Source organism: Roseicella aerolata (assembly GCF_020523605.1).
Taxonomy (GTDB): domain Bacteria; phylum Pseudomonadota; class Alphaproteobacteria; order Acetobacterales; family Acetobacteraceae; genus Paracraurococcus; species Paracraurococcus aerolatus.
In genome coordinates this window covers 51,672-73,131 of sequence record NZ_JAJAQI010000007.1, presented here as the reverse complement: position 1 = coordinate 73,131, position 21,460 = coordinate 51,672, and the positions used below count along the sequence as shown (strand labels likewise).

Annotated in this window: 15 protein-coding genes; 8 read left to right on the top strand and 7 right to left on the bottom strand. The window is 71.8% G+C overall.

Annotation, left to right across the window (positions count from 1 at the left end):
• Window positions 1-74: 74 nt before the first annotated feature.
• On the bottom strand, window positions 75-497 hold the full coding sequence (locus tag LHA35_RS06420) for a helix-turn-helix domain-containing protein (RefSeq protein WP_226605983.1): 423 nt from the start codon (window positions 495-497) through the stop codon (window positions 75-77).
• Window positions 498-884: 387 nt separating this feature from the next.
• Between LHA35_RS06420 and LHA35_RS06415 the strand changes: the two genes are divergently transcribed.
• Window positions 885-1,724 (top strand): phosphatase PAP2 family protein, encoded by an 840-nt coding sequence (locus tag LHA35_RS06415; RefSeq protein WP_226605982.1) that lies wholly within the window; start codon window positions 885-887, stop codon window positions 1,722-1,724.
• Window positions 1,725-1,881: 157 nt separating this feature from the next.
• Here LHA35_RS06415 and LHA35_RS06410 read toward each other — a convergent pair whose 3' ends face one another.
• The 3 genes from LHA35_RS06410 to LHA35_RS06400 form a co-directional block, all read right to left on the bottom strand.
• Window positions 1,882-3,159: a solute carrier family 23 protein gene (locus LHA35_RS06410; RefSeq protein WP_226605980.1), complete on the bottom strand. Its 1,278-nt coding sequence runs from the start codon at window positions 3,157-3,159 to the stop codon at window positions 1,882-1,884.
• Between the two features lie 303 nt (window positions 3,160-3,462).
• Entirely contained in the window at window positions 3,463-4,851 is a 1,389-nt protein-coding gene (locus LHA35_RS06405; RefSeq protein ID WP_226605978.1) for an ATP-binding protein, read from the bottom strand.
• Entirely contained in the window at window positions 4,848-5,567 is a 720-nt protein-coding gene (locus LHA35_RS06400) for a response regulator (RefSeq protein WP_226605976.1), read from the bottom strand. The genes LHA35_RS06405 and LHA35_RS06400 overlap by 4 nt, the downstream gene beginning before the upstream one ends.
• Before the next feature lie 325 nt (window positions 5,568-5,892).
• Between LHA35_RS06400 and LHA35_RS06395 the strand changes: the two genes are divergently transcribed.
• A complete protein-coding gene (locus LHA35_RS06395) occupies window positions 5,893-6,465 on the top strand; it encodes a DNA-3-methyladenine glycosylase family protein (protein ID WP_226605973.1) in 573 nt (190 codons plus the stop codon).
• 243 nt (window positions 6,466-6,708) lie between these two features.
• On the opposite strand, the gene LHA35_RS06390 is transcribed toward LHA35_RS06395, so the two are convergent.
• Both LHA35_RS06390 and LHA35_RS06385 read right to left on the bottom strand, forming a co-directional pair.
• Window positions 6,709-9,720, bottom strand: coding sequence for a hybrid sensor histidine kinase/response regulator (locus tag LHA35_RS06390; RefSeq protein ID WP_226605971.1), 3,012 nt, complete (start codon window positions 9,718-9,720; stop codon window positions 6,709-6,711).
• A gap of 211 nt (window positions 9,721-9,931) precedes the next feature.
• Entirely contained in the window at window positions 9,932-10,786 is an 855-nt protein-coding gene (locus LHA35_RS06385) for a response regulator (protein WP_226605969.1), read from the bottom strand.
• Window positions 10,787-10,892: 106 nt separating this feature from the next.
• Between LHA35_RS06385 and LHA35_RS06380 the strand changes: the two genes are divergently transcribed.
• From LHA35_RS06380 to LHA35_RS06355, 6 genes are all read left to right on the top strand, one after another.
• A complete protein-coding gene (locus LHA35_RS06380; protein WP_226605967.1) occupies window positions 10,893-11,582 on the top strand; it encodes a sugar transferase in 690 nt (229 codons plus the stop codon).
• Window positions 11,583-11,744: 162 nt separating this feature from the next.
• Window positions 11,745-13,934 carry a GumC family protein gene (locus LHA35_RS06375; RefSeq protein WP_226605966.1) on the top strand — a complete coding sequence of 730 codons (2,190 nt, stop codon included), beginning with the start codon at window positions 11,745-11,747 and terminating at the stop codon, window positions 13,932-13,934.
• 62 nt (window positions 13,935-13,996) lie between these two features.
• A complete protein-coding gene (locus LHA35_RS06370; protein WP_226605965.1) occupies window positions 13,997-15,547 on the top strand; it encodes a hypothetical protein in 1,551 nt (516 codons plus the stop codon).
• Window positions 15,544-16,275, top strand: coding sequence for a glycosyltransferase (locus LHA35_RS06365; protein WP_226605964.1), 732 nt, complete (start codon window positions 15,544-15,546; stop codon window positions 16,273-16,275). Before LHA35_RS06370 ends, LHA35_RS06365 begins: the two co-directional genes overlap by 4 nt.
• Complete coding sequence (locus LHA35_RS06360; RefSeq protein WP_226605963.1) at window positions 16,272-17,780, top strand: oligosaccharide flippase family protein; 1,509 nt, start codon at window positions 16,272-16,274, stop codon at window positions 17,778-17,780. Before LHA35_RS06365 ends, LHA35_RS06360 begins: the two co-directional genes overlap by 4 nt.
• A 135-nt stretch (window positions 17,781-17,915) precedes the next feature.
• Window positions 17,916-18,980, top strand: a complete 1,065-nt coding sequence (locus tag LHA35_RS06355; RefSeq protein WP_226605961.1) for an acyltransferase family protein — start codon at window positions 17,916-17,918, stop codon at window positions 18,978-18,980.
• A 105-nt stretch (window positions 18,981-19,085) separates the two neighbouring features.
• On the opposite strand, the gene LHA35_RS06350 is transcribed toward LHA35_RS06355, so the two are convergent.
• Complete coding sequence (locus tag LHA35_RS06350; protein WP_226605960.1) at window positions 19,086-21,188, bottom strand: WecB/TagA/CpsF family glycosyltransferase; 2,103 nt, start codon at window positions 21,186-21,188, stop codon at window positions 19,086-19,088.
• Window positions 21,189-21,460 lie beyond the last annotated feature (272 nt).

Sequence of the window (21,460 nt, the reverse complement as noted above, 5' to 3'; positions counted from 1 at the left end):
CCGCCCGCCGCGCCGCACCCCCGGCAGGCCGCGGCGGGTCCCGCGCCGCCTCGCGCGGCGCCCTCCGCCCCGGCTCAGGCCGGGCGCCGCGCCACCCGCTTCGCCGGCACCGCATCCGGCTCCGGCTCCGGCCCCGCCATGCTCCGCACCACCAGCACCACCGCCGCCTTCTGCGGCATCTCCAGCCGGCGATAGGCGCGCAGCAGCGCCTCCTCATCGCCCGCCAGCAGGCCGAGCGAGCCCTGCTCCTCCTCCAGCACCTCCGGCGGCGGCGGCGTATCGGGGTCGAGCCCGACCAGGTAGGAGACGCTGGTCGCCAGCACCTCCGCCAGCTTGACCAGCTTCTGGCCGCGGGGCGGCGGCACCCGGCCGGCCGCCAGGCGCTCCAGGAAATCGGCCGGCAGCCCGGCCTGCCGGCTCGCCTCCTCGGGCGAGAGGCCGAGCCGGTCCAGCCTTCCCTCGATCAGCGCGGCCATGGGCGGGGCTTCATCCGGCATCACCGCTTCCACGCGCCGGCTGCGTGCCGGTTCCGCGCGGAGCGCGCCGGGCAGGGAGGAACCGTGCCCGGCCGCGGCATGGAGGCGCTGGCCCGCGATGCGCTGCCCGGCTCCACCGGCCTGCCGCGGCCGATTCCGGCGCGGTGGCGGGGCCCGGCCGGCCAGGTGGCGGCGGCACCGGGTGGTGCGGAGCGGCCGGTCCCGCCCCGCCGCCATCGGGGCCTGTCGCGGCGGATGCGGCGGCCGGCGGGATCCCCGGCGTGCAGGCGGCGCAGCCACTTTCCGTGGGCCGGCCTGCATGCCGGGTGGCCTGCCTTGCGCTGCTCGGGAACGGCTTCTTGTAGTGCCAGTCATCCCGGGGGGTGTCATCGATCTGTCATGTCATGGTTGGACCCGATCGACCGACTCGGCTTTGATGCGGCGGTCACGCTGCAGGGCGATGGCCCTGGAGCACAGCTCTTCATGCGGATCGCCGACCAGTTCGTTGGCAACCACATGGTCAAGATGGCCCCGCTTGTCCTGCTGTTGCTCTATGTCTGGCTGCGAAGCCCGGGAAAGACGCAGCAGGGCGGCGTTCTCGCCTCGGCGGAGCTGGTGGTGCGCGGCACGCTCGCCATCGGCGCGGCGCTCGCCTTCGGCCGCATGCTGCAACTGCTCCTGCCGATGCGCCAGCGGCCGCGCTTCGCCTTTCCGGAGATTCCCTTCCCGCCGACCGACTACTTCGCGAACCTGGATGACTGGAGCTCGATGCCCTCCGACCACGCCATGCTGGTCGCGGCCATCGCTGCCGTGATCTGGGCCAGGTCGCGTCCGCTCGCCATGCTCGCGGTTGCCTGGGGCCTCCTCTTTGTCAGCTTCGCCAGGGTCTATGTCGGCCTGCACTACGCATCCGATGTCCTGATCGGCTATGTCCTCGGCCTCGCGCTTGCCACCGCCCTCCTACGCATTCCGCTGCCCGCCATCGCCTGGCAGTGGCTGGAATGGCTGGAGGCGCGGAGGCCGGCGCTGGTGTTCCTCGGCCTGTTCATCCTCGGCTGGGCGATCGGCGAGAATTTCACCTCCATCCGCGGCATGCTGTCCATCCTGCGCCAGGCCCTCATGGCCGGCGGGACGACCGCGATCCTGGTGGTTGCCGGCTCCTGCCTCCTGCTGGCGATGATTCTGGCCGGCGGGCTCTTCCGCCGCCGGGGGCAGGCGGTCAGGCTGCAATCCCCTCAGGCCGAATGAGAGACCGGGCGGCCGGTCGTGCTGGCCTGAGCGGATCGCCGGCCCGGAGGCCACGAGGCATGGGGCGCCCGGCACACGGTCCCCGGAGATGCGCGCGCCGCCGCAGGCCGCACGGGGGCGGGAGCGGCGCGCTTGCTCCGGGCGGCTCCCCCGCGGCTCAGCCCCGCCGGTACCCGCCCAGCAGCGCGTGCAGCAGGATCGCGCCGAAGGTCGCGGTGCCGATGCCGCCCAGCGCGAAGTCGCCGAAGCGCAGCGTGAACTCGCCGGTGCCGAGGATGAGGGTGACGCCGGCCACGATCAGGTTGCGCGGCTCGGCGAAGTCCACCCGGTTCTCCACCCAGATGCGCGCGCCCGCGACCGCGATCAGGCCGAAGACCACGATGGAGACGCCGCCCATGACCGCCAGCGGGATGGCCTGGATCAGCGCGCCGAATTTCGGCGAGAAGCCGAGCACGATCGCGGCCAGCGCCGCCACCACGAAAAGCGCGGTGGAATACACGCGCGTCGCCGCCATGACGCCGATATTCTCGGCATAGGTGGTGACGCCCGTGCCGCCGACCCCGCCCGCCACCATGGTGGCGACGCCGTCGCCAAGGAAGGCGCGGCCCATATAGGGGTCGAGGTTGCGCCCCGTCATCGCCGTCACCGCCTTGATATGCCCGAGATTCTCGGCGACCAGCACGATGGCGACCGGGGCGATCAGCAGCATCGCGCCGGCCTCGAAGCGCGGGGCGGCGAAGCCCGGCAGGCCGAACCAGGGCGCGGCGGCAACCGCCGAGAGGTCGATCGGCTTGCCGAAGCCCATGCCGTTGGTCAGCAGGGCATAGAGCAGGCTCGCCAGCAGCAGGCCGGCCAGGATCAACAGCCGCTGCACCATGCCGCGGGTGAAGACCGCGACGCCAGCGACGCAGAGGATGGTCAGCGCCTGCATCCAGGCATCGAAGCCCGTGGGCGCCATGTTCTTGATCGGCACGGCCGCGAGGTTGAGGCCGATGACCGCGACCACCGCGCCGGTGACGACGGGCGGCATCAGCCGCTCGATCCAGCCCGTGCCGGTGGCCATGACCAGCAGCCCGATCACGGCATAGAGCGCGCCGCAGGCGATGATGCCGCCGAGGGCGAGGCCGAGATTCGGGTTGGGCCCGCCGCCCGCATGGCCGGTCGCGGCCAGCACCACGGCGATGAAGGCGAAGGAGGAGCCGAGATAGCTCGGGACCTTGCCGCCGACAGCGACATAGAAGATCAGGGTGCCGACGCCGCTCATCAGGATGGCGACATTGGGGTCGAAGCCCATCAGCAGCGGCGCCAGCACCGTTGCCCCGAACATCGCCACCACATGCTGCAGGCCGAGCAGGATGGTCTGCGGCCAGGGCAGCCGCTCATCCGGCGCGATGACGATCCCGTCCTGCGGCGGCTTTTCGCGCCAGTCGAACATGCCCACTTTTCCCCTGTGTCATGGTGGCGGCACCATGATGGGGCGTGAACCCGGCGGCAAGCCGGCCTGCCGGCCCCGCCGGTGGAGCGGGAGGCGCCACGGCAGCCGCCCTCTCCCTCGGCATCCACCTCGGTGTGCCGCTTGCAGGGACCGGGCGGCGGCGGGGCCTTGCCACGCGCGGCGGCCGCCCCGGCCGACCGGTGCGCGAGGCCGGGCGCCAGCGGCCGGGCATGCCGTCCGGCGCATCGGCGTCCACCGCACCGGCAGGCGGCCCGGGGGCGCGGCCCCGCCCGGCCGCTTGCCTCAGCCCGGCAGGGTCGCCAGCGCCGCCAGGCCGCCTTCGGGCCGGTTGCGCAGCACCACGTCGCCGCCATGCGCGCGGAAGATGTTGCGCGCGATCGGCAGGCCGAGGCCGGTGCCGCCCGTCTCCCGGTTCCGGCTGCCCTCCAGCCGGCGGAAGGGCTGGAACACCGATTCCAGCTCCTCGGGCGGGATGCCGGGGCCGTCATCCTCGATGGTCAGGCGCAGCGGTCGCCCCGGCGCCTCCGGCGGTGCCAGGGTGAGGCGCGCCGCCCCGCCATAGGCCAGGGCATTGCCGACCAGGTTGGCGATGGCCCGCTTCAGCGCGACGGGCCGCACCGGCGCGGTCAGCCGCTCCGGCCCCTGATAGGCGATGGCCTCCGCGAGGTCCGGATGCGCGTCCGCCGCCTCGTCCAGCACGGTGCGGCAGAGCGCGGCGATATCGACCGCTGTGGTCGGCTCCGCCGCCGCATCGTCCCGCGCGAAGGCCAGCGTCGCGGCCACCATCGCCTCCATCTCGTCGAGGTCGGCGAGCATCTTCCGGCGCTGCTCGTCATCCTCCATGAACTCGGCGCGCAGGCGCAGGCGGGTGATGGGCGTGCGCAGGTCATGGCCGATGGCGGCCAGCATCTGGGTGCGGTCGCCGACGAAGCGGCGGATGCGCTCGGCCATGGTGTTGAAGGCATGCGCGGCGGTGGCGACCTCGCTCGGCCCCACCTCCGGCAGGGGGGGCGCGTTCACGTCGCGGCCCAGCCGCTCGGCCGCCGCCGCCAGCGCCCGCACCGGCCGGGTCAGCCGCCGCACCGCCCAGAGGATGAGCAGGCCGGCCGCCAGCGTCATGGCCAGGAAGGCGATCAGGAAGGTCTCGGAATGCCAGGGCCGGGGCGGCGGCAGGTGGATGCGCAGGTTCAGCCACTCGCCGCTCGGCAGCCGGAGGCTGGCGATGAAGATGGGGCCGTTGGGCACCCAGGCGGTCAGGATCTCCCGCGGGCGGAAGCGCGGCGGGCCGCCGCCGAAGAGATCGAGCCGCAGCAGCCGCGCGACCGGCAGGGGCATGGGCGGGTGGTGCGGCTGCGCCAGCGGCAGCTCGTCCAGCGTGGCGGAGAGGCCGCTCGGCAGTTCCAGCTCCGCCAGCATCTGCGCCCGCCGGTCCGGCGGGGCGAGCATGACGGTGCGCCAGGCGCTGATGGCGCGCTGGGAGATTTCCCGTGCCTGGGCGAAGCGCTGCAGGTCCACGCGGTCGAGCGCATGGATGGTGAGACCGGCCGCCTGCACCGCGGCCAGCGCCAGCAGCAGGACCAGGGCGGTGCGGCCGGCGAGGCTCTGCGGCCAGAACCGCCAGGGGCGGCGCGCCGGCGCCTCGGCCGGCGGGGGAGGGGAGAGCTGGTTCACCCCTTCTCCACCGTCGCGGCCAGGACATAGCCGCCGCCGCGGACGGTCTTGATCAGGTTCGGGTTGCGCCCGTCATCCTCCAGCTTGCGCCGCAGCCGGGAGACGGCGACGTCGATCGCCCGGTCGAAGGGCCCGGCCTGGCGGCCGCGCAGCAGGTCCATCAGCATGTCGCGGGTCAGCACGCGGTTCGGCCGCTCGACCAGCACCTGCAGCAGCTCGTACTCCCCGCCGGTCAGCGGCACTTCGGCGCCGTCCGGGTTCAGCAGGCGGCGGCGGGCGGGCTCCAGCGTCCAGCCGGCGAAGCGGATGGCCTTGGCCGGCGGCTCCTTGGCCGCGCCCGGCTCGCCATTCGCCCGGCGCAGCACGGCGCGGATGCGCGCCAGCAGCTCCCGCGGGTTGAAGGGCTTCCCGAGATAGTCATCGGCCCCCAGTTCCAGGCCGACGATCCGGTCGGTCTCCTCGCTCATCGCCGTCAGCATGACGATCGGCACCTCTCCCTGGGTCCGCAGCCATTTGGCGAAGTCGAGCCCGCTCTCGCCCGGCAGCATCAGGTCCAGCACCACCAGGTGGTAGCGGCCGAGCGGCCAGAGCTTCCGGGCCTCCTTCGCGTCCCGGGCGGCGGAGACGCGCATGCCCTGGCGCTCGAGGAATTTCGAGAGAAGGTCGCGGATCTCGCGGTCGTCATCGACGACCAGGATGTGGGGTTGCGGCTCCATGGTGGCTGTTACATAGCGCGCCTGCGGGGTGATTGCGCGGGCGGCTGTTGCGCCATGTTGCTGAAGCCACGCCGGTTGCAGGCTGTTGCAATTCGGCACCCGCCGGGGCTTCGCGCAGCAACATCGCGGGCGCAGTTTCCACGGTGCGGTCGGCGCCGCTCTCCATCCCCCTCCCGGCGCCGATCTGCTAACGGCGGCGGGGATGGTCCCCTCCTTCCCCGCCACCCCGCCGCCGTCCCCCCCTTGCCCCGAGGCGCCCGGAACCACGCCCCCCTGGGCCCGCGCCGGCATCACGGCGCTGGTCGCGGCGGACCCGCGGCTGGCAGTGATCGAGCGAACGGCCGGGCCGCTGGCCTGGCGGGTGCGGCAGAGGGGCTTCCCCGGGCTGCTGCGGGCGATCTGCGGCCAGCAGATCAGCAACCAGGCGGCGGCGGCGATCTGGAAGCGGCTTTCCGCCCTGCCCGGTGCGCTGGACCCCGCCGGACTGCTGGCGATGGATGACGCGACGCTCTGCGGCGTCGCCGGCCTGTCGCGCCCCAAGGCGGCGCATGCGCGATCCCTGGCCGCGGCCTGCCTGGAGGGACGCCTGGATCTCGCGGCGCTGCCGGCGATGGGTGACGAGGAGGCCGTCGCGCATATCGCCGCGGTGAAGGGGCTGGGGCCCTGGACGGCGGAGGTCCACTTGCTGTTCGCCGAAGCGCGGCCGGATGTGTTCCCCCGGGGCGACCTGGCGCTGGCGGCAAGCGCGGCGCATCTGCTGCGCCTTCCGGCGCGGCCGGCGCCGAAGGCGCTGGCGGAGATCGCGCGTGGTTGGGCGCCCTGGCGGTCGCTGGCGGCGCGTCTCCTCTGGCACCACTGGCGCTTCGTGACCGGGCGGCCGGTGGTGGAGGATGGCTAGAGCAGATCGCGGACGGGCGTGAACGACCGAAGGCGTGACTCTGCTCGGAAAACAAGGAGCACAAGCGGATGAGCGTTCAGTTCTGAACGCAATCCGCTGGTGGGGCCAGGCAGGCCACCGCAGCGGCCGCTTCGGAGGTCGGGTGACGCAGCCAAACCGGTGGGCCGCGCATGGCACATCCCTGGCCGGGAAGGTGCCGCCGCCAGAGCCCGTCATAGCCCGGATGAACCATCCGGCAGGTTCTCAGCCGGAGGCGGCATGACGTTGGGGCGCGTCCCTGCGTGCCCGCATGGCCCCGATGGTATTCTGGCCGACCGCCAGCAACACCGCCGCGGCGCGCTCGGCCTCGCCCGGCCTCATGGGGCCGTTCTCGGCCGCCTCGCCGCAGGCCTCTTCGGCGCGCCGCGCCGCCTGCTCGAGCCGCAGGGCCCCGAACACGCCGGCCGAGCCCACCAGGCCATGTGCAAGGCGGCCGAGCCTCGCCCAGTCCCGGGCCTCCACGAGGCCGATTGCCTGGCCCAGCGCCTTCTCGGTGCCGGAAAGCCAGGAGGAGAGGAGATCGGGGAAGTCCTGCGGCAGGAGGGTGGCCCGCAGGGCATCGAGCCGCCTCTCCTCGACGAGCGGCGGCTCCGCCGCCCCAGGCCCATCCGGGCCTTCTGCCGGCGTCGCGCCGGAATCGCCGCCCCCAGGACCGGCGAGCAGCCGCTCGACAGTGGCAAGAAAGACCTCCGGATCGATCGGCTTGGAGACGTAGTCATCCATGCCTGCGGCGATACACCTGTCCCGGTCACCCTGCATCGCGTGCGCCGTCATCGCCATGATGGGAACACGGCCGGCCGCGCCGGGAAGGGCACGGATGCTCCTCGTCGCCTCCAGGCCATCCAGGACCGGCATCTGCACATCCATCAGCACCAGCCCGTACCGGCCGCGCGCCGCGGCCCTCACCGCCTCCTCGCCGTTCTCCGCGACCTCGACCTCGATCCCGCCCTTGCGCAGGAGCGAGACAACAAGCGTCTGGTTCACCTTGTTGTCCTCCGCGAGAAGGACACGGCGCGTCCCCACCCCGGGCGCCTGCCGCAAGGGTGGGGGCGGCAGCATTGGCGTGGCCACCGGGCCGCGCTGCGTCGCCCGGTCGAAGAGGCGCGCCAGCGCCTCCATGAGCGTCTGGGGCCGCGTCGGCTTGGTAAGCATGGCGTCGAAGCCCGCCCGGCCGGCCCTGTCGTCCCGCGACGGCGCGCCGAGCGAGGACAGGAGCACGAGCCGCGTCTCGCCCAGGCGCTCATCCCGGCGGATCCGCTCGGCGAGGGCCTCGCCAGGCATGCCGGGCATCATCTGATCCAGGATGGCGAGGTCGAAGGGCTCGCCGCGGTGCCAGGCTCGCTCCAGGGCCGCGAAGCCGGCGAAGGCATCCTCCGCCTCGGTGACGGCGACGCCCGCGCGTTCCAACTGCCGGCGGAGGAGCCGCCGGTTCATCTCGGCATCGTCCACGACGAGGACCCGCAGGCCCTTCAGCGCCGCGCGCACCCCTTCGGAGGACATCGCTTCGGTCGTGGCGGGTTGGAGCGCGACGGTGAACCAGAAGGTGCAGCCCTTCCCGGCTTCGCCCTCGGCCCCGATCTGGCCGCCCATCAGCGTCACCAGCCCGCGGGCGATCGCAAGCCCGAGCCCGGTGCCGCCGAAGCGGCGGGTGATGGAACTGTCCGCCTGGGTGAACTTCTCGAACAACCGCTCCCGGTCCCCGGCACGCAGGCCGATGCCGGTGTCCCTCACCTCGAACGGCAGGCCGATCCGGTCCGGGGGGGCGGGTCCGGTGGAGACCGTCACCTCGACGGAGCCGCGCTCGGTGAACTTCACCGCATTGCCGACGAGGTTCATCAGCACCTGGCGCAGCCGCATGGCGTCGCCGCAGAGCCGGGCCGGGAGCCCGGGGTGGATGAAGGCACCGATCTCGATGCTCTTCTCCGCCGCACGCGGCGCGAGGATCTCGAGCACCCCGTGCACGAGTTCCTCCAGGTCGAAATCCGCCTGCACCAGCTCGATCTTCCCGGCTTCCAGCCTGGCCTCGTCGAGGATGTCGTTGATCACGGCCAGCAGGATTTCGGCGCTGTCGCGCATCGCCGTCGCGTAGTGCCGCTGCTCCTCGCTCAGTGACGTGTCGAGCAACAGCGCGTTCATGCCGATGATGCCGTTCATCGGCGTCCTGATCTCGTGGCTCATATTGGCGAGGAACTCGCTCTTGGTCTGGTTCGCCGCCACCGCCTCCTCCCTGGCGGCCACCAGCTCCCGCTCGCGCTCCCGCGCCTCGGTGACGTCGATCAGCACCATGGCCGCGCTTCCGTCGCCAAGCGGCCGGCCCCGGCTCTCCAGCCGGCGGCCGTCGGCCAGGACGGTCTCGATATGCAGCGCCTGTTTCTGCCGGATGGGATCGAGATAGGCCGCGATCGTCGCCTCGACGTCATCGGGGCCGGAGGCGCTTCGCTCGGCCAGGAGGCGCAGGAAGGACTCGAGTGGTGCCCCGGAGGCGAGGCGGGCGGGCGGCAGGCCGAGGAGCCGCCCGAGGCAGGCTGCGTTCGAGGCGGCGACGGTGAGGTCGGGATTGGTCAGGACGACGCCGACCGGCAGGTGCTCGATGAGTTCCTGCAGCCGGTACCGCGCCCGCTCGGCCTCGGCGCTGGCAGCTGCGAGTTCGGCCGCCTGCCGCTCGAGCCGCCCGCGCTTCTCCCTGAGGCGCACACGTGCCTTCCGCAATTCGAACTCGTCCATCACCAGTGCGGCGAGGCGCTCGAGGATGGCGCGCCCGACCTCGCCGAAATCGTCGCGTGGCCTGGTATCGATGATGCAAAGCGTGCCGATCCTGTGGCCTTCGGCGGTCCTGAGCGGCGCGCCAGCGTAGAAGCGGATCCTCGGCCCCTGCCCGACGAACGGGTTCGCGCGGAAGCGTTCGTCGTGCAGTGCATCGGGCACGAGGCAAACGCCGTCGGTCAGGATGGCATGCGCGCAGAAGGCGACGTCGCGGGCCGTCTCCTCGATGTCCCAGCCGCGCTTCGCCTTGAACCATTGCCGACCGGAGTCGACGAGCGAGATCAGGGCGACCGGCACGTGGAAGATGTCCACGGCGAGATCGACGATGCGGTCGAAGGCGCTCTCCGGCGGCGTATCCAGGATGTCGAGTTCGTGCAGGGCGGCGAGCCGCTCGGCCTCGCCTCCGGGGATCGGCGCGGGGCCAGGGTGCCGGGGCGGGTCTGAGAGTGGCACGATGTCACCAGGTGCAGGTTCGGAGCGGGAGATGGTCAACGCCCGACTGCGTCACCGGATTGCACGCTGCGCCAGGGAAGGCCGGGGGCGGATGCCCGGGGACGGCAGGCTGGCAAGACCCGGCGCGTTTCCCCGGCGGATGAGGGGAGGGGCTGGCCGGGATGCCTGACCAGCCAGGGCCGGAGCGGGGCCGTCCGCCTCGCCTGGCCTGCTAGGCGTCCCGCCCCGGCGCGACGCCCGGCCCTGCCGCGGCGATCAGGTACCCGGTGCCGCGCCGTGTCTCGATCCTCGCGGTCACGCCTGCCGCAGCCAGCCGCTTCCGCAGGTGGTGGATGTGCACCTCGACGGCGTTCGAGGCCACTTCCTCCCCGAAGGCGTAGAGTCTCTCTTCCAGTATGGGCTTGCTGACGGGGCGCCCGGCATTGCGCATCAGGATCTCCAGGACCGATGCTTCCCGACGTGGCAGCGGGATGGAATTTCCGCCGACCCGCATGGTGTGCTCGGCAGGGATGTAAGTCAGGTTGGCACAGGTCAGCTCGGCGCCGATGAGGGTTCTTGGCCGTCGTGCGAGCGCACGCAGCCGGGCCGCGAGCTCTGGCACCTCGAATGGCTTCGGCAGGTAATCGTCCGCCCCCGCATCAAGGCCGGCGACCCGCTGGGTCATCCTGTTCCGCGCTGACAGGATCAACACCGGCGTGGTGTTTCGTCGCGCCCGGAGCTGCCTGAGGACGGTCAGCCCATCGGCATCCGGCAGGGTGAGGTCCAGCACCACCGCGTCATAGGCGATGCTGTCGAGTGCCGACAATCCTTCCTCGGCCGTCGCCGCGTGATCGACTGCAAGCCCGGTGCGCCTGAGGCCGAGTTGCACGAGGCGGGCCAGGACATCGTCGTCTTCGATATAGAGCACACGCATGCGGCGCGACGGTCCATCCCGGCATATGATGACAACGAGCACCGACGAAGGCACCGAAACGGCGCCCTGCGCCGTTGGTTCCGTTCTGCCCGCATCGCCGCAACGGAAGGCCAGGCATGGCCGACAACCTGTCCTGATGTTCCGCAGCGGCAAGCAGCGCGTCAGGCTGACCTAAGGTTGGCGCCCTAGACCCGCTTCCATCGAAGCCGATGCGGAGCCGCTGCTCTCCCTCGGCCATGGCGAGCCGAGGGCGATTTCAATGGCATCCGATACCACTTCCCTTGCAATGGACGGCGCTGGCAATTTCGGCCCCGCCGGTGACGGCCGGCGTTCCGCCTGGAACGGCCTCTTTTTCACCCCGAAGGATGTGTTCGACTTCCTTCTGGGGCTGGTTCTGCTCGTCCTGCTTTCGCCCGTTCTGCTGGCCGTGGCTGCCGCCGTGAAGCTCTCGAGCGCTGGTCCCGTTCTCTTCGTGCAGGACCGTTGGGGTCAGAACGGCTCGGTGATCCGCGTCTTCAAGTTTCGTACGATGCGAGTGGAGTGCGAGGACCGTCTCGCGGCGCGGCAGACCGAACGGAACGACCCCCGCGTGACGCCGGTCGGGCATGTCCTGCGCAGGACCAGCCTGGATGAACTACCGCAGTTGCTGAACGTCGTGCGCGGCGAGATGTCCCTGGTCGGGCCACGGCCGCATGCGCTCGGCATGACCGTCGAGGGACGCCCGAATGCGGAGGCGGTGCCCGCCTATTTCCAGCGCTACCGCGCCAAGCCCGGCATCACCGGCCTTGCGCAGATCAAGGGATACCGCGGCCCGGCCGACACGATCGAGCATCTCGCCCAGCGGGTCCGCTACGACATCGAGTACATCGCCTCCAGCTCCTTGCTTCTCGACCTGTGCATCCTGGCGAAGACCGGCTTCAAGATGCTGCACGACCCGAGCGCGCGCTGAGTCCGGACCGCATCGCGCCTGTCCCCGGGAAGCCGCTTCCGCGTAATGCGCGTTAAGCGCCCGCGTTAGCTCCACCGACAGAACCGGCGCGCCTGCCCACTCTCCCCTTCACGCATGTCGCCCCGGCCGCGGGGGCAAAGAAACCGGAGCGTCACATACGCCATGAATACCGAGCCGCTGATCAGCACCCGCCAGTCACCGGAATGGGTGACCGACATGTCGTCCACGAATGGTGAGCGCAACATCCTGCGTGACCTGTCCTCCGCCATGTGGCGGCGGAAGTGGCTGATCGGCGCCACCACGGCGCTGTGCTTCGGCCTTTCCGCGGCCGTCGTCACGGCGTTGCCGCCGGTCTACCGCACCTCGAGCACCGTCCTGATCGAGGCAAGGCGGCTGCCCGCCGCCACCGCGGAAGGTGCAACCGAGGTGCCGGTCAACAGCGAGACGGCGACGAACGAGTTGCAGGTCCTGCAGTCGCGCGAGCTGCTCGGGCAGGTGGTGCGCCATCTTGGGCTGGAGCGTGACCCGACCTTCAACCGGGAGCTCCGTCCCTCCCTGCTTGGAACGCTGACGGGGGAGGCCGCGCCGGAACTGCCGGCGGCCGGCGACGAGCAGGCGATCGATGCCGCGGTGAGCGGCCTGCTGCGCCATCTCCGGGTCAGCCTGATCGGCCGGTCGCGCGCCATCGAGATCAGCCTGCGCGCGCCCGACCCAATGCAGGCGGCGCGGATCGCCAACACCATGGCCGAGCTCTACGTCGCCGGCCAGATTGCCCGCCGCGCCGCGGAGACGCGGGAGTTCAATACCTGGATCAACGAGCGCCTGGACGAGCTGCGCGTCCGGGCGCGGGCCTCGGCACGGGCCGTCGAGGAGTTCCGCGCGGCGCAGGGCCTCGTCCGTGGCGTCGCGCGTGGCGACCGGGAGGCCGACCTCCTCAGGCAGGAGATCGCCGAGGTCAACCAGCAGCTCACCGCGGCGCGTGCCCGTCAGGGCGAGGCAACGGCCCGCCTTGCAGAGGCCGAACGGGCTCTCGCCGCGCGCAACATGGAAGGCCTGGCCGCCGTCCTCGGATCCCAGACGATCCAGCAGCTGCGCGCCCAGGAGTCGCAGATCGCCGCCCGCCAGGCCGAGCAGACGGCGCTGTTCGGGTCCCGGCACCCGACCCTCGCTGCCACCAGCGCCGAACTGGCCGATGTCCGGGCGCGGATCCAGGCGGAGGCGCAGCGCATCCTCGCCAGCTTCCGCAGCGACCTGCGGCTTGCCCGCGAGGCCGAGGCGGGCCTGACCCAGCGCGTCGACGACCTGCGTGCCCAGGTCGCCCGGCTCGGCACCGTCGAGGTCCAGATGCAGGACCTCCAGCGCGAGGCGGAGGCCGACCGGGCGCTCGTCGAGAGCTTCCTCGCCCGCGCCCGCGGGACGAGCCCGGAGGCCAGCGGCTTCCAGGCGGCCAATGCCCGGCTGGTCTCGCGCGCCGTGGCGCCGCGCGAACCCTACGCGCCGAACAGGAAGATCCTGCTGCCGCTCGCCCTCATCGTCTCGCTCGGCTTCGGCGGCCTGGCCGGCCTGCTCGCCGAGGCACGCAGCCGCGGCTTCCGCAGCATGGACGACATCCGGCGCATCCTCGGGCTGAACCCGCTCGGCATCCTGCCGCTGGTGCGGGGGCGGCGCGACCGCGCCGTCGCGGAGGATGCGGCCGCCGATCTCTGCGCCCGGGTGCTGCTGCCCGCCGAAGGCCGGCCGCCGCGGAGCGTGCTGCTGACCTCGGCGATGCCGGGCGAGGGCAAGACGACGACGGCGCAGGCGCTGGCCCGCGCCGCCGCCGGGCGGGGCCTGCGCGTCCTCCTGATGGATGCCGACCTCCGGGGCTCGCCGAATGCGGCAAGCGGGGGCGAGGCGTCCGGCCTGGCCGAGGTGCTGCGCGGTGCCACGAAGGCCGAGGATGCGGTCCGCCACGACCCGGAGGCAGGGCTGTGGCTTCTGCCGGCGGGCGCGTCGCGGGGCAGCGAGGTTTCGCGCCTGCTCACCTCCGAGCGGCTGGAGAAGGTGCTGGAGCAGCTGGAGCGCGGCTACGACCTCGTGGTGATCGATGCCGCCCCGGCGCTGGTCGGGGCCGATATCTGGCGCCTAGCGCGGCATGCCGACCAGACGCTGTTCCTCACGCGCTGGATGCACACGCCCCGGTCCACGGTCGCCACCGCGCTGCGGCAGGTGCTGGCCGCCGGCGGACGGGTTCCGGGCGTGGTCCTGACCATGGTCGATACGCGCAAGAACGCCCGCTACGGCCATGGCGACGCGGTGATGTTCTCCCCGGCGATGCAGCGCTACTACGCCGACGGGCGGAGGTCGCGGTGAACGGCGGTGCCCCGGCGCATCTCTCCCGCGCCGCATCCTTCCCGCCATCGCGGCACGCCGTGATGCCGGCCGCCCCCGTCGAGGAGCTGCCGGTGCGCGACACCGTCCTGCACGCCATGGGCTGGCAGGTGGTGGCCTTCCTTGGTCTCGCCTGCCATGTCCTGCTGGTGCGGGAGGGCAGCGTCGCGCTGGCGGGCCTCGGCGTGGCCTTCCTCGGGGTGCTCTATGCGTGGCGGCCGCTCGCCGGGCTCGCCGTGTTCCTCTCCGTCCTGCTCTACCAGAACTGGTTCATCGCCTTCTTCTCGGCGGGCATGGACAACACCACCTTCCGGAGCCTGCAGGGCACCACGTTCCTCCTGTCCGTGGTGCTCGCGGCGATCGCGGCCGCGCGCATCCTGTGGCTGGAGCCTGCGCGGACGGACCGGCGGGTGACCGTGCTGGCGCGCCTGGTCTGCCTCGCTCTTCTCGTCACCCTGGCCTATGCGGCGCTCGGCGCGGCTCGCAGCTCCGCGATGTCGGCGGCGGTGTATTTCCGGGTCACGGTGTCGATGCTGCTCGCGTTGCTGGTCGGCCTCGATGTCGGGCGGGTCTTCGGCTACCGCACCGTCGCCACCGGCTTCCTCGTCGCCCTCGTCTGCGGGCTGCTGCTGACGCTCGTCGAGGTCATGGCGCCGCATGTCTACTACAGTTCCACCGGCGCGGTGTCCTACATGAACCTGAAATACGGCCCCGCCAATGCGGATTGGCCCTTGCTCTCCCCCGATGACCTGGTGCGGGCGCGGACGCAGGTTCTCTTCAACATCACCGGCAGCGCCTCGACCGCGACCTCCTTCCGCTTCGCCGGGCCGAACCAGCATGCGATCAGCTACGCCTATGTGCTCGCCGTCGCGGGCATCGTCGCGGTGGCGCTGCGGCAGTCCTGGCTGCTGCTCATCGTGCTGCCCCTGCTGGTCCTGGCCGGCGTGAAGGGGGCGCTGATCCTGCTGGTGGCAAGCCTTGCTCTGTATGTGCCGTGGCGCCTGGCCGGAAACCGGCGGCTCCTGCTCACGGCCGGCGCAACCTTGACCGTGGCCTATGTCGGCCTGGGCCTGACGCATGGCCTCCAGCAGGGCGACTTCCACGTGATCGGCTTCCTCGGCGGCCTCCGGGGCTTCCTCAGGAATCCGCTCGGGCACGGGATCGGCGCCGGCGGCAACCTCTCCACCGAGCTGAAGGGAGAGGCGCTCGACTGGCAGGAATTGCAGCGGCTGGGTGTCGACTTTGCGCTGGAGAGCGCGGTCGGGGTCCTGCTGTACCAGCTGGGCATCGGCGCCCTGGCGCTGTTCTGCGTCTTCTTCGCGGTGCTGCGCGCGGCCCGCCCGGCCGGTGGAGCGGCCTGGCGCCTCCCCGCCGGGCCGCGGCCGACGGATATCGCCTTCATCGCGCTGGCGATGGTCGTGGTGAATGGCATCTTCCAGGAGGAAGCCTACTCGCCCTATGCCCTGGGGCTGCTGATGCTGTTCTGCGGTGTCCTCATCGGGAATGGCGACCGTCCCCGTATCCTCCATGGCACGCTGCCGCTGCTGCAACCGGGCGCGCGGCCACTCGCCGGCACGCAGGGAGACATCCCATGATTCCGAAGACGCTGCACTACGTCTGGGTCGGCGGCCCGGTGCCGCCGCAGGTCGAGCGTTTCATCGACAGCTGGCGCCGGCTCAACCCGGACTACGCGATCGTCCATTGGGGAGAGCACAATATCGATCCCTCCCTCGGTGGCGGTTTCGTCGGGCGTGCTCTGCGCGAGCGGAAATGGGCCAAGGTGGCGGATGCCGTCCGGCTCTGGGCGGTGCGGGAGCATGGGGGCATCTATCTCGACACGGATGTCGAGGTGGTGAAGCCGCTGGACCCGCTGCTGCACCACCGGTGCTTCTTCGGCTTCCAGGTGGAGCAGGACAACGCGGACTGGGTCTGCAACGCCGCTTTCGGTGCGGAGCCCGGGCATTGGTTCATCGGCAAGGCGCTGGACCGCGTCCTGCGCAGCGAGGGTGGCCCCTTCGGCCTGGAGCGACCGACGCAATTCGGCCCGAAGCTCATCACCAGGCTCCTGCGTGAGGAGGGGCTGGACCACTATGCCGATGCGGGCGTGATGGTGAAGGACGTTGCCGTCCTGCCGACGGATGTCTTCTACCCCTTCAGCTGGGAGGAGGAGTTCTCGCCGGACTGCATCACCCCGCGCACGCTGGCGGTGCATTTCTGGGAGAAGAACTGGAAGTCCAGCGTCTCGCCGCTCGCCCGCGCCGCCAGCGCGACCTGGACGGCCTGCCGCAGGGGGCTCCGTGCCGCCGGGCTCGGGCGGCGGTGAGCGGGACGGCGGAAGCCGCGGCCACCGGGCGGCAATGGGCCGACCGGGCCAAGTGGTCCGTGCTGTTCGGGCTGGGAACGCAGCTTCCCGTCCTCGTCTCCTTCGTCCTCGTCGCGCGCTGGGTCACGCCCGAGGATTTCGGCACCATGGCCATCGCCTGGATCATTGCCGGCCTCGGGCAGATCTTCCTGCTGGAGACGCTGGGCGATGCGATCGTCCGGCGATCCGAACTCGGCGATGCGGAGCGCGACGCGACCTTCTGGACCGGCCTCGCCCTCGGCCTCGGCTTCGCGCTGCTCACCGCCGCCACGGCCGGCCTTGCGGCCGCCTTCTTCGGGAATCCGGCGCTCAGCGCAGTCCTGCCGGTGCTTGCCTTGCGGCTCGTCTTCGACGGGCTGGCGATCGTGCCGGATGCGCTGCTCCGGCGTGCCTATGCGCTCCGCAAGCTGGCGTTGCGCACCACCATGGCCAACGGGCTGGCCGCCGTCGCGGCCGTGCTGCTCGCACGCCAGGGCCATGGCGTCTGGGCGCTGGTCATGCAGCAGGTCGTGCTCGGGGCCGTCACGGCCGCGGTAGCCTGGGGTGCCGCGCCCTTCCGGCCGCGCCTCAGCCGCCTGCCGCCGCGCGACGTGCTGACCTATTTCCGCAGCGCCAGCCTGTTCCGCTCCGTCGATTTCAGCTCGGCCAATCTCGATCGCTTCCTGCTCGGCCGGTTCCGCGGCCCGGCGGAACTCGGGCTCTACAGCGTGGCCGGGCGGGTCCAGGCCCTGACCCTCGAACTCATTGTCGGCACCGGGCTACGGCTCCTCGCCCTGCCGCTCCTCGCCCGCGCGGGCTCGGACCGGGCTGCGCTCCGGCGGGCCTATCTGGCCGCGCTGCGCTTCCTCTCGCTTGCGGCCTTCCCCTGCCTGGCCGGCCTGGGGCTGGTGGCAGGCCTCCTGGTGCCCGCGCTGTTCGGGGAGAACTGGCGTCCCGCGGTGCCCCTCGTGCAGATCCTGATGGCCGAGGCCCTGGTCGGGACCCTTGCCATGCTGAACGGCACGCTGCTGCGGGCGATCGGCAAGCCGCAGCGCTGGCTGCTGGTCCAGAGCGTCGCCTTCATCCTCGGGACCGTGCTGGTGCTGGCGGCGGTCCGGCACGGGGTCGCCCTGGTGGCGCTGGCGATCCTCGCCAAGGCGATCCTGCTCTTCCCGCTGCATTTCGCCCTGGTGCGCCGCGCCTGCGGCTTCGCACCGCGGGACTACGTGCTGGCGCTGCTGCCGGCAGCGATGGGCACGCTGGCCATGGCGGCGGTGGTGCTCGGCATCCGGGCCTGGCTCGAGCCGCAGGCCGGAGCCGCGACGCTTTTCGGTGCCATGGTCCTGGCAGGTGGTGCCGCCTATGCCGCGGCGGTCATTCCCTGGTTCCGGCATGAGATCCGGCGGGCCCTGGCGCGGAGGATGGCAGGAGGGGCGCGCGGCGCCATCCCCGGCGAGGTCGCTTCCGGTTCTCGCGGCGGACCCTAAGGCTGGCCTAAGCGGCGGCCGCTAGACCCATCGCTGCCTGGACAGGGGAGGGGCGGCCCGCCGCCTTCCTCCGACCACATCCGGGCTTCAGCCGGGACCATCCGTCCGGGCGCATAGCAGTCCGTGTCGGGAGGGATGTCGAGGATGAAGGCCGGCGAGAGGGTGAACTGGATCGATGCGACAAGGGGCGCGGCGGTGATCGCCGTGGTCGCCTACCATGTCGATACCGGGATGCGGGGCTCGGGCGTGGCGCTGCCGGACTATCTGGCGACCTGGCTGGCCGCGGCGGACCTGGTCCGCATGCCGCTCCTGGTCTTCCTGGCGGGATTCGCCATCCGCCTCTCCTCAAGCCCGGCCCGGGGCGAGTTCGTCCTGCGCCGGATGTCGCGGATTGCCTGGCCCTTCGTGATCTGGGCCTTTGCCTACAACCTGCTCTGGCACCTGTTCCCCACGGCGCGCAACGACCGCGACCTTGCCGAGCTCCTGCTGTCGCCGCTCTTCCCGCAATCGCACCTGTGGTTCCTGCAGGCGCTGATCCTCTACACGGCGACCATTCCGGTCCTCCTGCGTTGCCGGGCGTCGCTGGTTCTGCCTGTCGCCATCGCTCTCGCACTCTCGGTCGGCGTCTCAGGGGCGCAGCTTCAGGACGAGGTCTTCGTGCGGACCCTGGTGCCACATCGGGCGCTCTATGTCTGGTTCGTGCTCGGCTTCCTGCTGGCGGGCTGGTTGCCGGGCGCCATCGCCGGAAGCCACCTTCCCGTCCGGGCCGGGCTGGGCCTCGCGGCCATGCTGGTCTTCGGCCTGGTCGCACCGGCCCTTGCCGATACCCGCTACCTGCCGCAATCCATGCCGGTCTCGGCGCTCGGCATCGCGGGGGTCATCCTGCTCGCCTCCTGCCTGAACCCGTCCCGGCTGCTCCATAAAGGCATGGCCGGCTTCGGCACCGTCTCGCTGGAGATCTACGTCCTGCATATCCTGGTCATCGCGGCCCTGCGCCCCGTCCTGATCCGGTCCGGCCTGGCGGAGGGGGCGGGTCTCTACCTGGCCTGTGTTGTCCTGGCCGTGGCGTTGAGCTTTGGCGCCGCGGTGCTGGTGCGGCGCTCCCCCGCGAGACTGCTCTTCACGCCGCCCCGCTTGTCCGGGCTCGCCGGCCCGCGTCGGGGGCAGGGGCCGGGCCTGGCAGGCCTGCGGGCGTCCTGAGACGGCGCAACCGGGCTGCTTCATACCCGCCCGCATAGGTCCTGGCCGGCAGCCGCCATCGGCGGCTGAGGCCGCAGGCATGCGGCAGTCCTGTGCGGGTCAGTGTCAGAGCCCGAGCGCCGTAAGCATGCCGGCATCGGCATCCCTGGCCGCGCGCCCCCGGAGGGGCGCGCGGGTGACGCCGAAACCGCCGCTGAAATCCCACAGGGTCCAGGCTTGTGCCTGCCCCTGAAGGGCCGCCCGCACATCGGCCAGGTAACGCTGCCGTTCCGCGGGGACAGCGCCGCCATCGCGGAACACGCCGAATTCGGTGCACACCACCGGCCGCCCATGGCGGCGCGACCAGTCGCCCGCCCGGCTGATCGCGGCCGCGATCGTGGCGCGGTTCCAGTCCCGTCCCCCGGCCGCCTCGCGCGCGATCAGCCGCCGCTCCGGCTCCGACCTCGCCGCCTCTCCCAGGCGGCGCATCTCCGTCATCGTCAGCGGGTAGGGAACGCCGCGCAGCCGGGCGAAGCCGGGCCCGAGCCAGGCGGCGCCCTGGTGGGTGAACAGCATGGGCGAGTAGAAGTGGAAGTTGTAGGCGACATTCCCGTCGGGATAGGGCGGGATCGCTCCCAGGTCGCCGATGGTCGAGGCTCGTGCGCCCGTGGCGAGGATGGTGTGCCGCGGTGCGGCGGCGCGGATCGCCTCGACCATCCGCCCCTGCAGCGCCAGCCAGTCGGCTATGGTGGCGAAGGCATCGCCCGGCTCGTTGAGCGTCTCGAGGAGCACGCGTTCGGGATCCAGCACGGAGAGGCGGGCCGCCAGTCGCGACCAGAGCGCCACAAGACGCTCCGCCACGGCCGGGTCGCGGGCTGCCCGCGCCTTGACCGCATCCGAAGGGTGCAGGTCCACGATCACCGCAACGCCATGCGCCAGGATCCGGCCGATATCGGCGGTGACGCGCTCCATGGCCTGCGCTGCCTCGCCCGCAGGTCCATCCCAGCCTTTCAGCAACTGGTCCGGGTCCACCGGCAGGCGGACATGGCGGAAGCCGAGTGCCGCCACCTCGGCGAGGTGTTCCTCGTCGCCCGGCGGCCTGCCTTCGCCGGACTGGCGCCAGCGGCTGAGATTGACGCCCGGCCCGAGCCGCGCCGTCCGCCGCCAGGCCGGCTCCGCCTGCGACGCGGCAGGACCCGGGCGCAGGCCGGCCCAGGCGGCAAGCCCGGCGCCCGCCGCCGCGCCATGCAGGAGGCGGCGGCGCGCAGGGGTGTTCGGTGCCGTCACGGGCCGGAGGCTGCCGCCGCGGGCAGCGTCCCATCCGGGCATCGGAGGGTGTGCCGGTCGTGCCCTTCGACCGGGAGAGAGGCCGGGTGGCTCTCCCCATGCAGGGTCGGGCCGGTCGTGCGGATGACCCGCCCGCAAGGCAAGCCGCTGCGCCAGCGATGCCTGGAGGAGGAGCAGCAGGAAGCTCTGGTAGTCGATGAGGTAGCGTCGCCAGAGGCGGCGCGGCTCCCGGACCAGCCGATAGGCCCAGCGGAGGTTCGAACGGTCCACCCATGCCGGATAATACTGCATCCCCGCCCCGAGTTGGTCGAGATACCCGCCGCAGGTGAAGCCGCAGCCACGCCAGCCGGACCCGGCCAGCGTGAGCAGGAAGTCCTCCTGCGCTGCCGCGCCCATGCCGCACACGACGATATCCGGCTGAAGCGCCTGGATCCGTTCGACCATCGACGCGCGGTCGCCATAGCCATCGAGGGCAGCGATGATGCCCAGCTTCGGGAAACTCTCCCGGATATGCGCCGCGGCCCGCTCGGCGACGCCGGGTGCGCCGCCCACCAGCACGACACTGCGCCCGCTCCGCTCCGCGAGCGCGAAGACCGGCAGGGCAAGGGAGGTGCTGTCGAAGCTGATGCGGGCGATGGCATGGCCGTGCAGCCGGGCAACGGCCTGCACGACCCCGATACCGTCGGGCAGCACCATGTCGAAGCGCGCGAGCGCCTTGGCGTAGCCGGTGTTGCGACGGGCCAGGGCGACCGCCGAAGGATTGATGAAGGTCGTCAGGAAGGTCTCGCCGGCGTCCAGCCTGGCTTCGACCGCGGCCAGGACGTCATCGACGCGCCTGCAGAGATTGAGGGGCAGGCCGAAGATCCTGGCCCGCTCGATCGGCGCGCCATCCGCCGTGCCGGGGCTGGCGGGTCCCGCCGCGCCATCGAGAGCCTGGTTCATCCTGCCGTTCCTTCACTCCGCCGCGGCACGGGGCGGGATCGCTCCGCCGGTCTCGGCTGGGGCGGGTGTAGGGGGGCTGGCTTAGATTAAACTTATCGTGTGTATCCTTTTCTTGAAGCGCGCCCTGGTCCTGCGCGAAGGGGTGGCCCCATCCCGCCTGCCAGGACGCATTGGGCCATGCGACCTCGTCGGAGGTCTTGCCTGCCGCCGGGATGCGATCTCGCCGGCGGCTGGCAGGGCTTCGTGCCTGACGAGCCCGGTCCCGGCTGGAA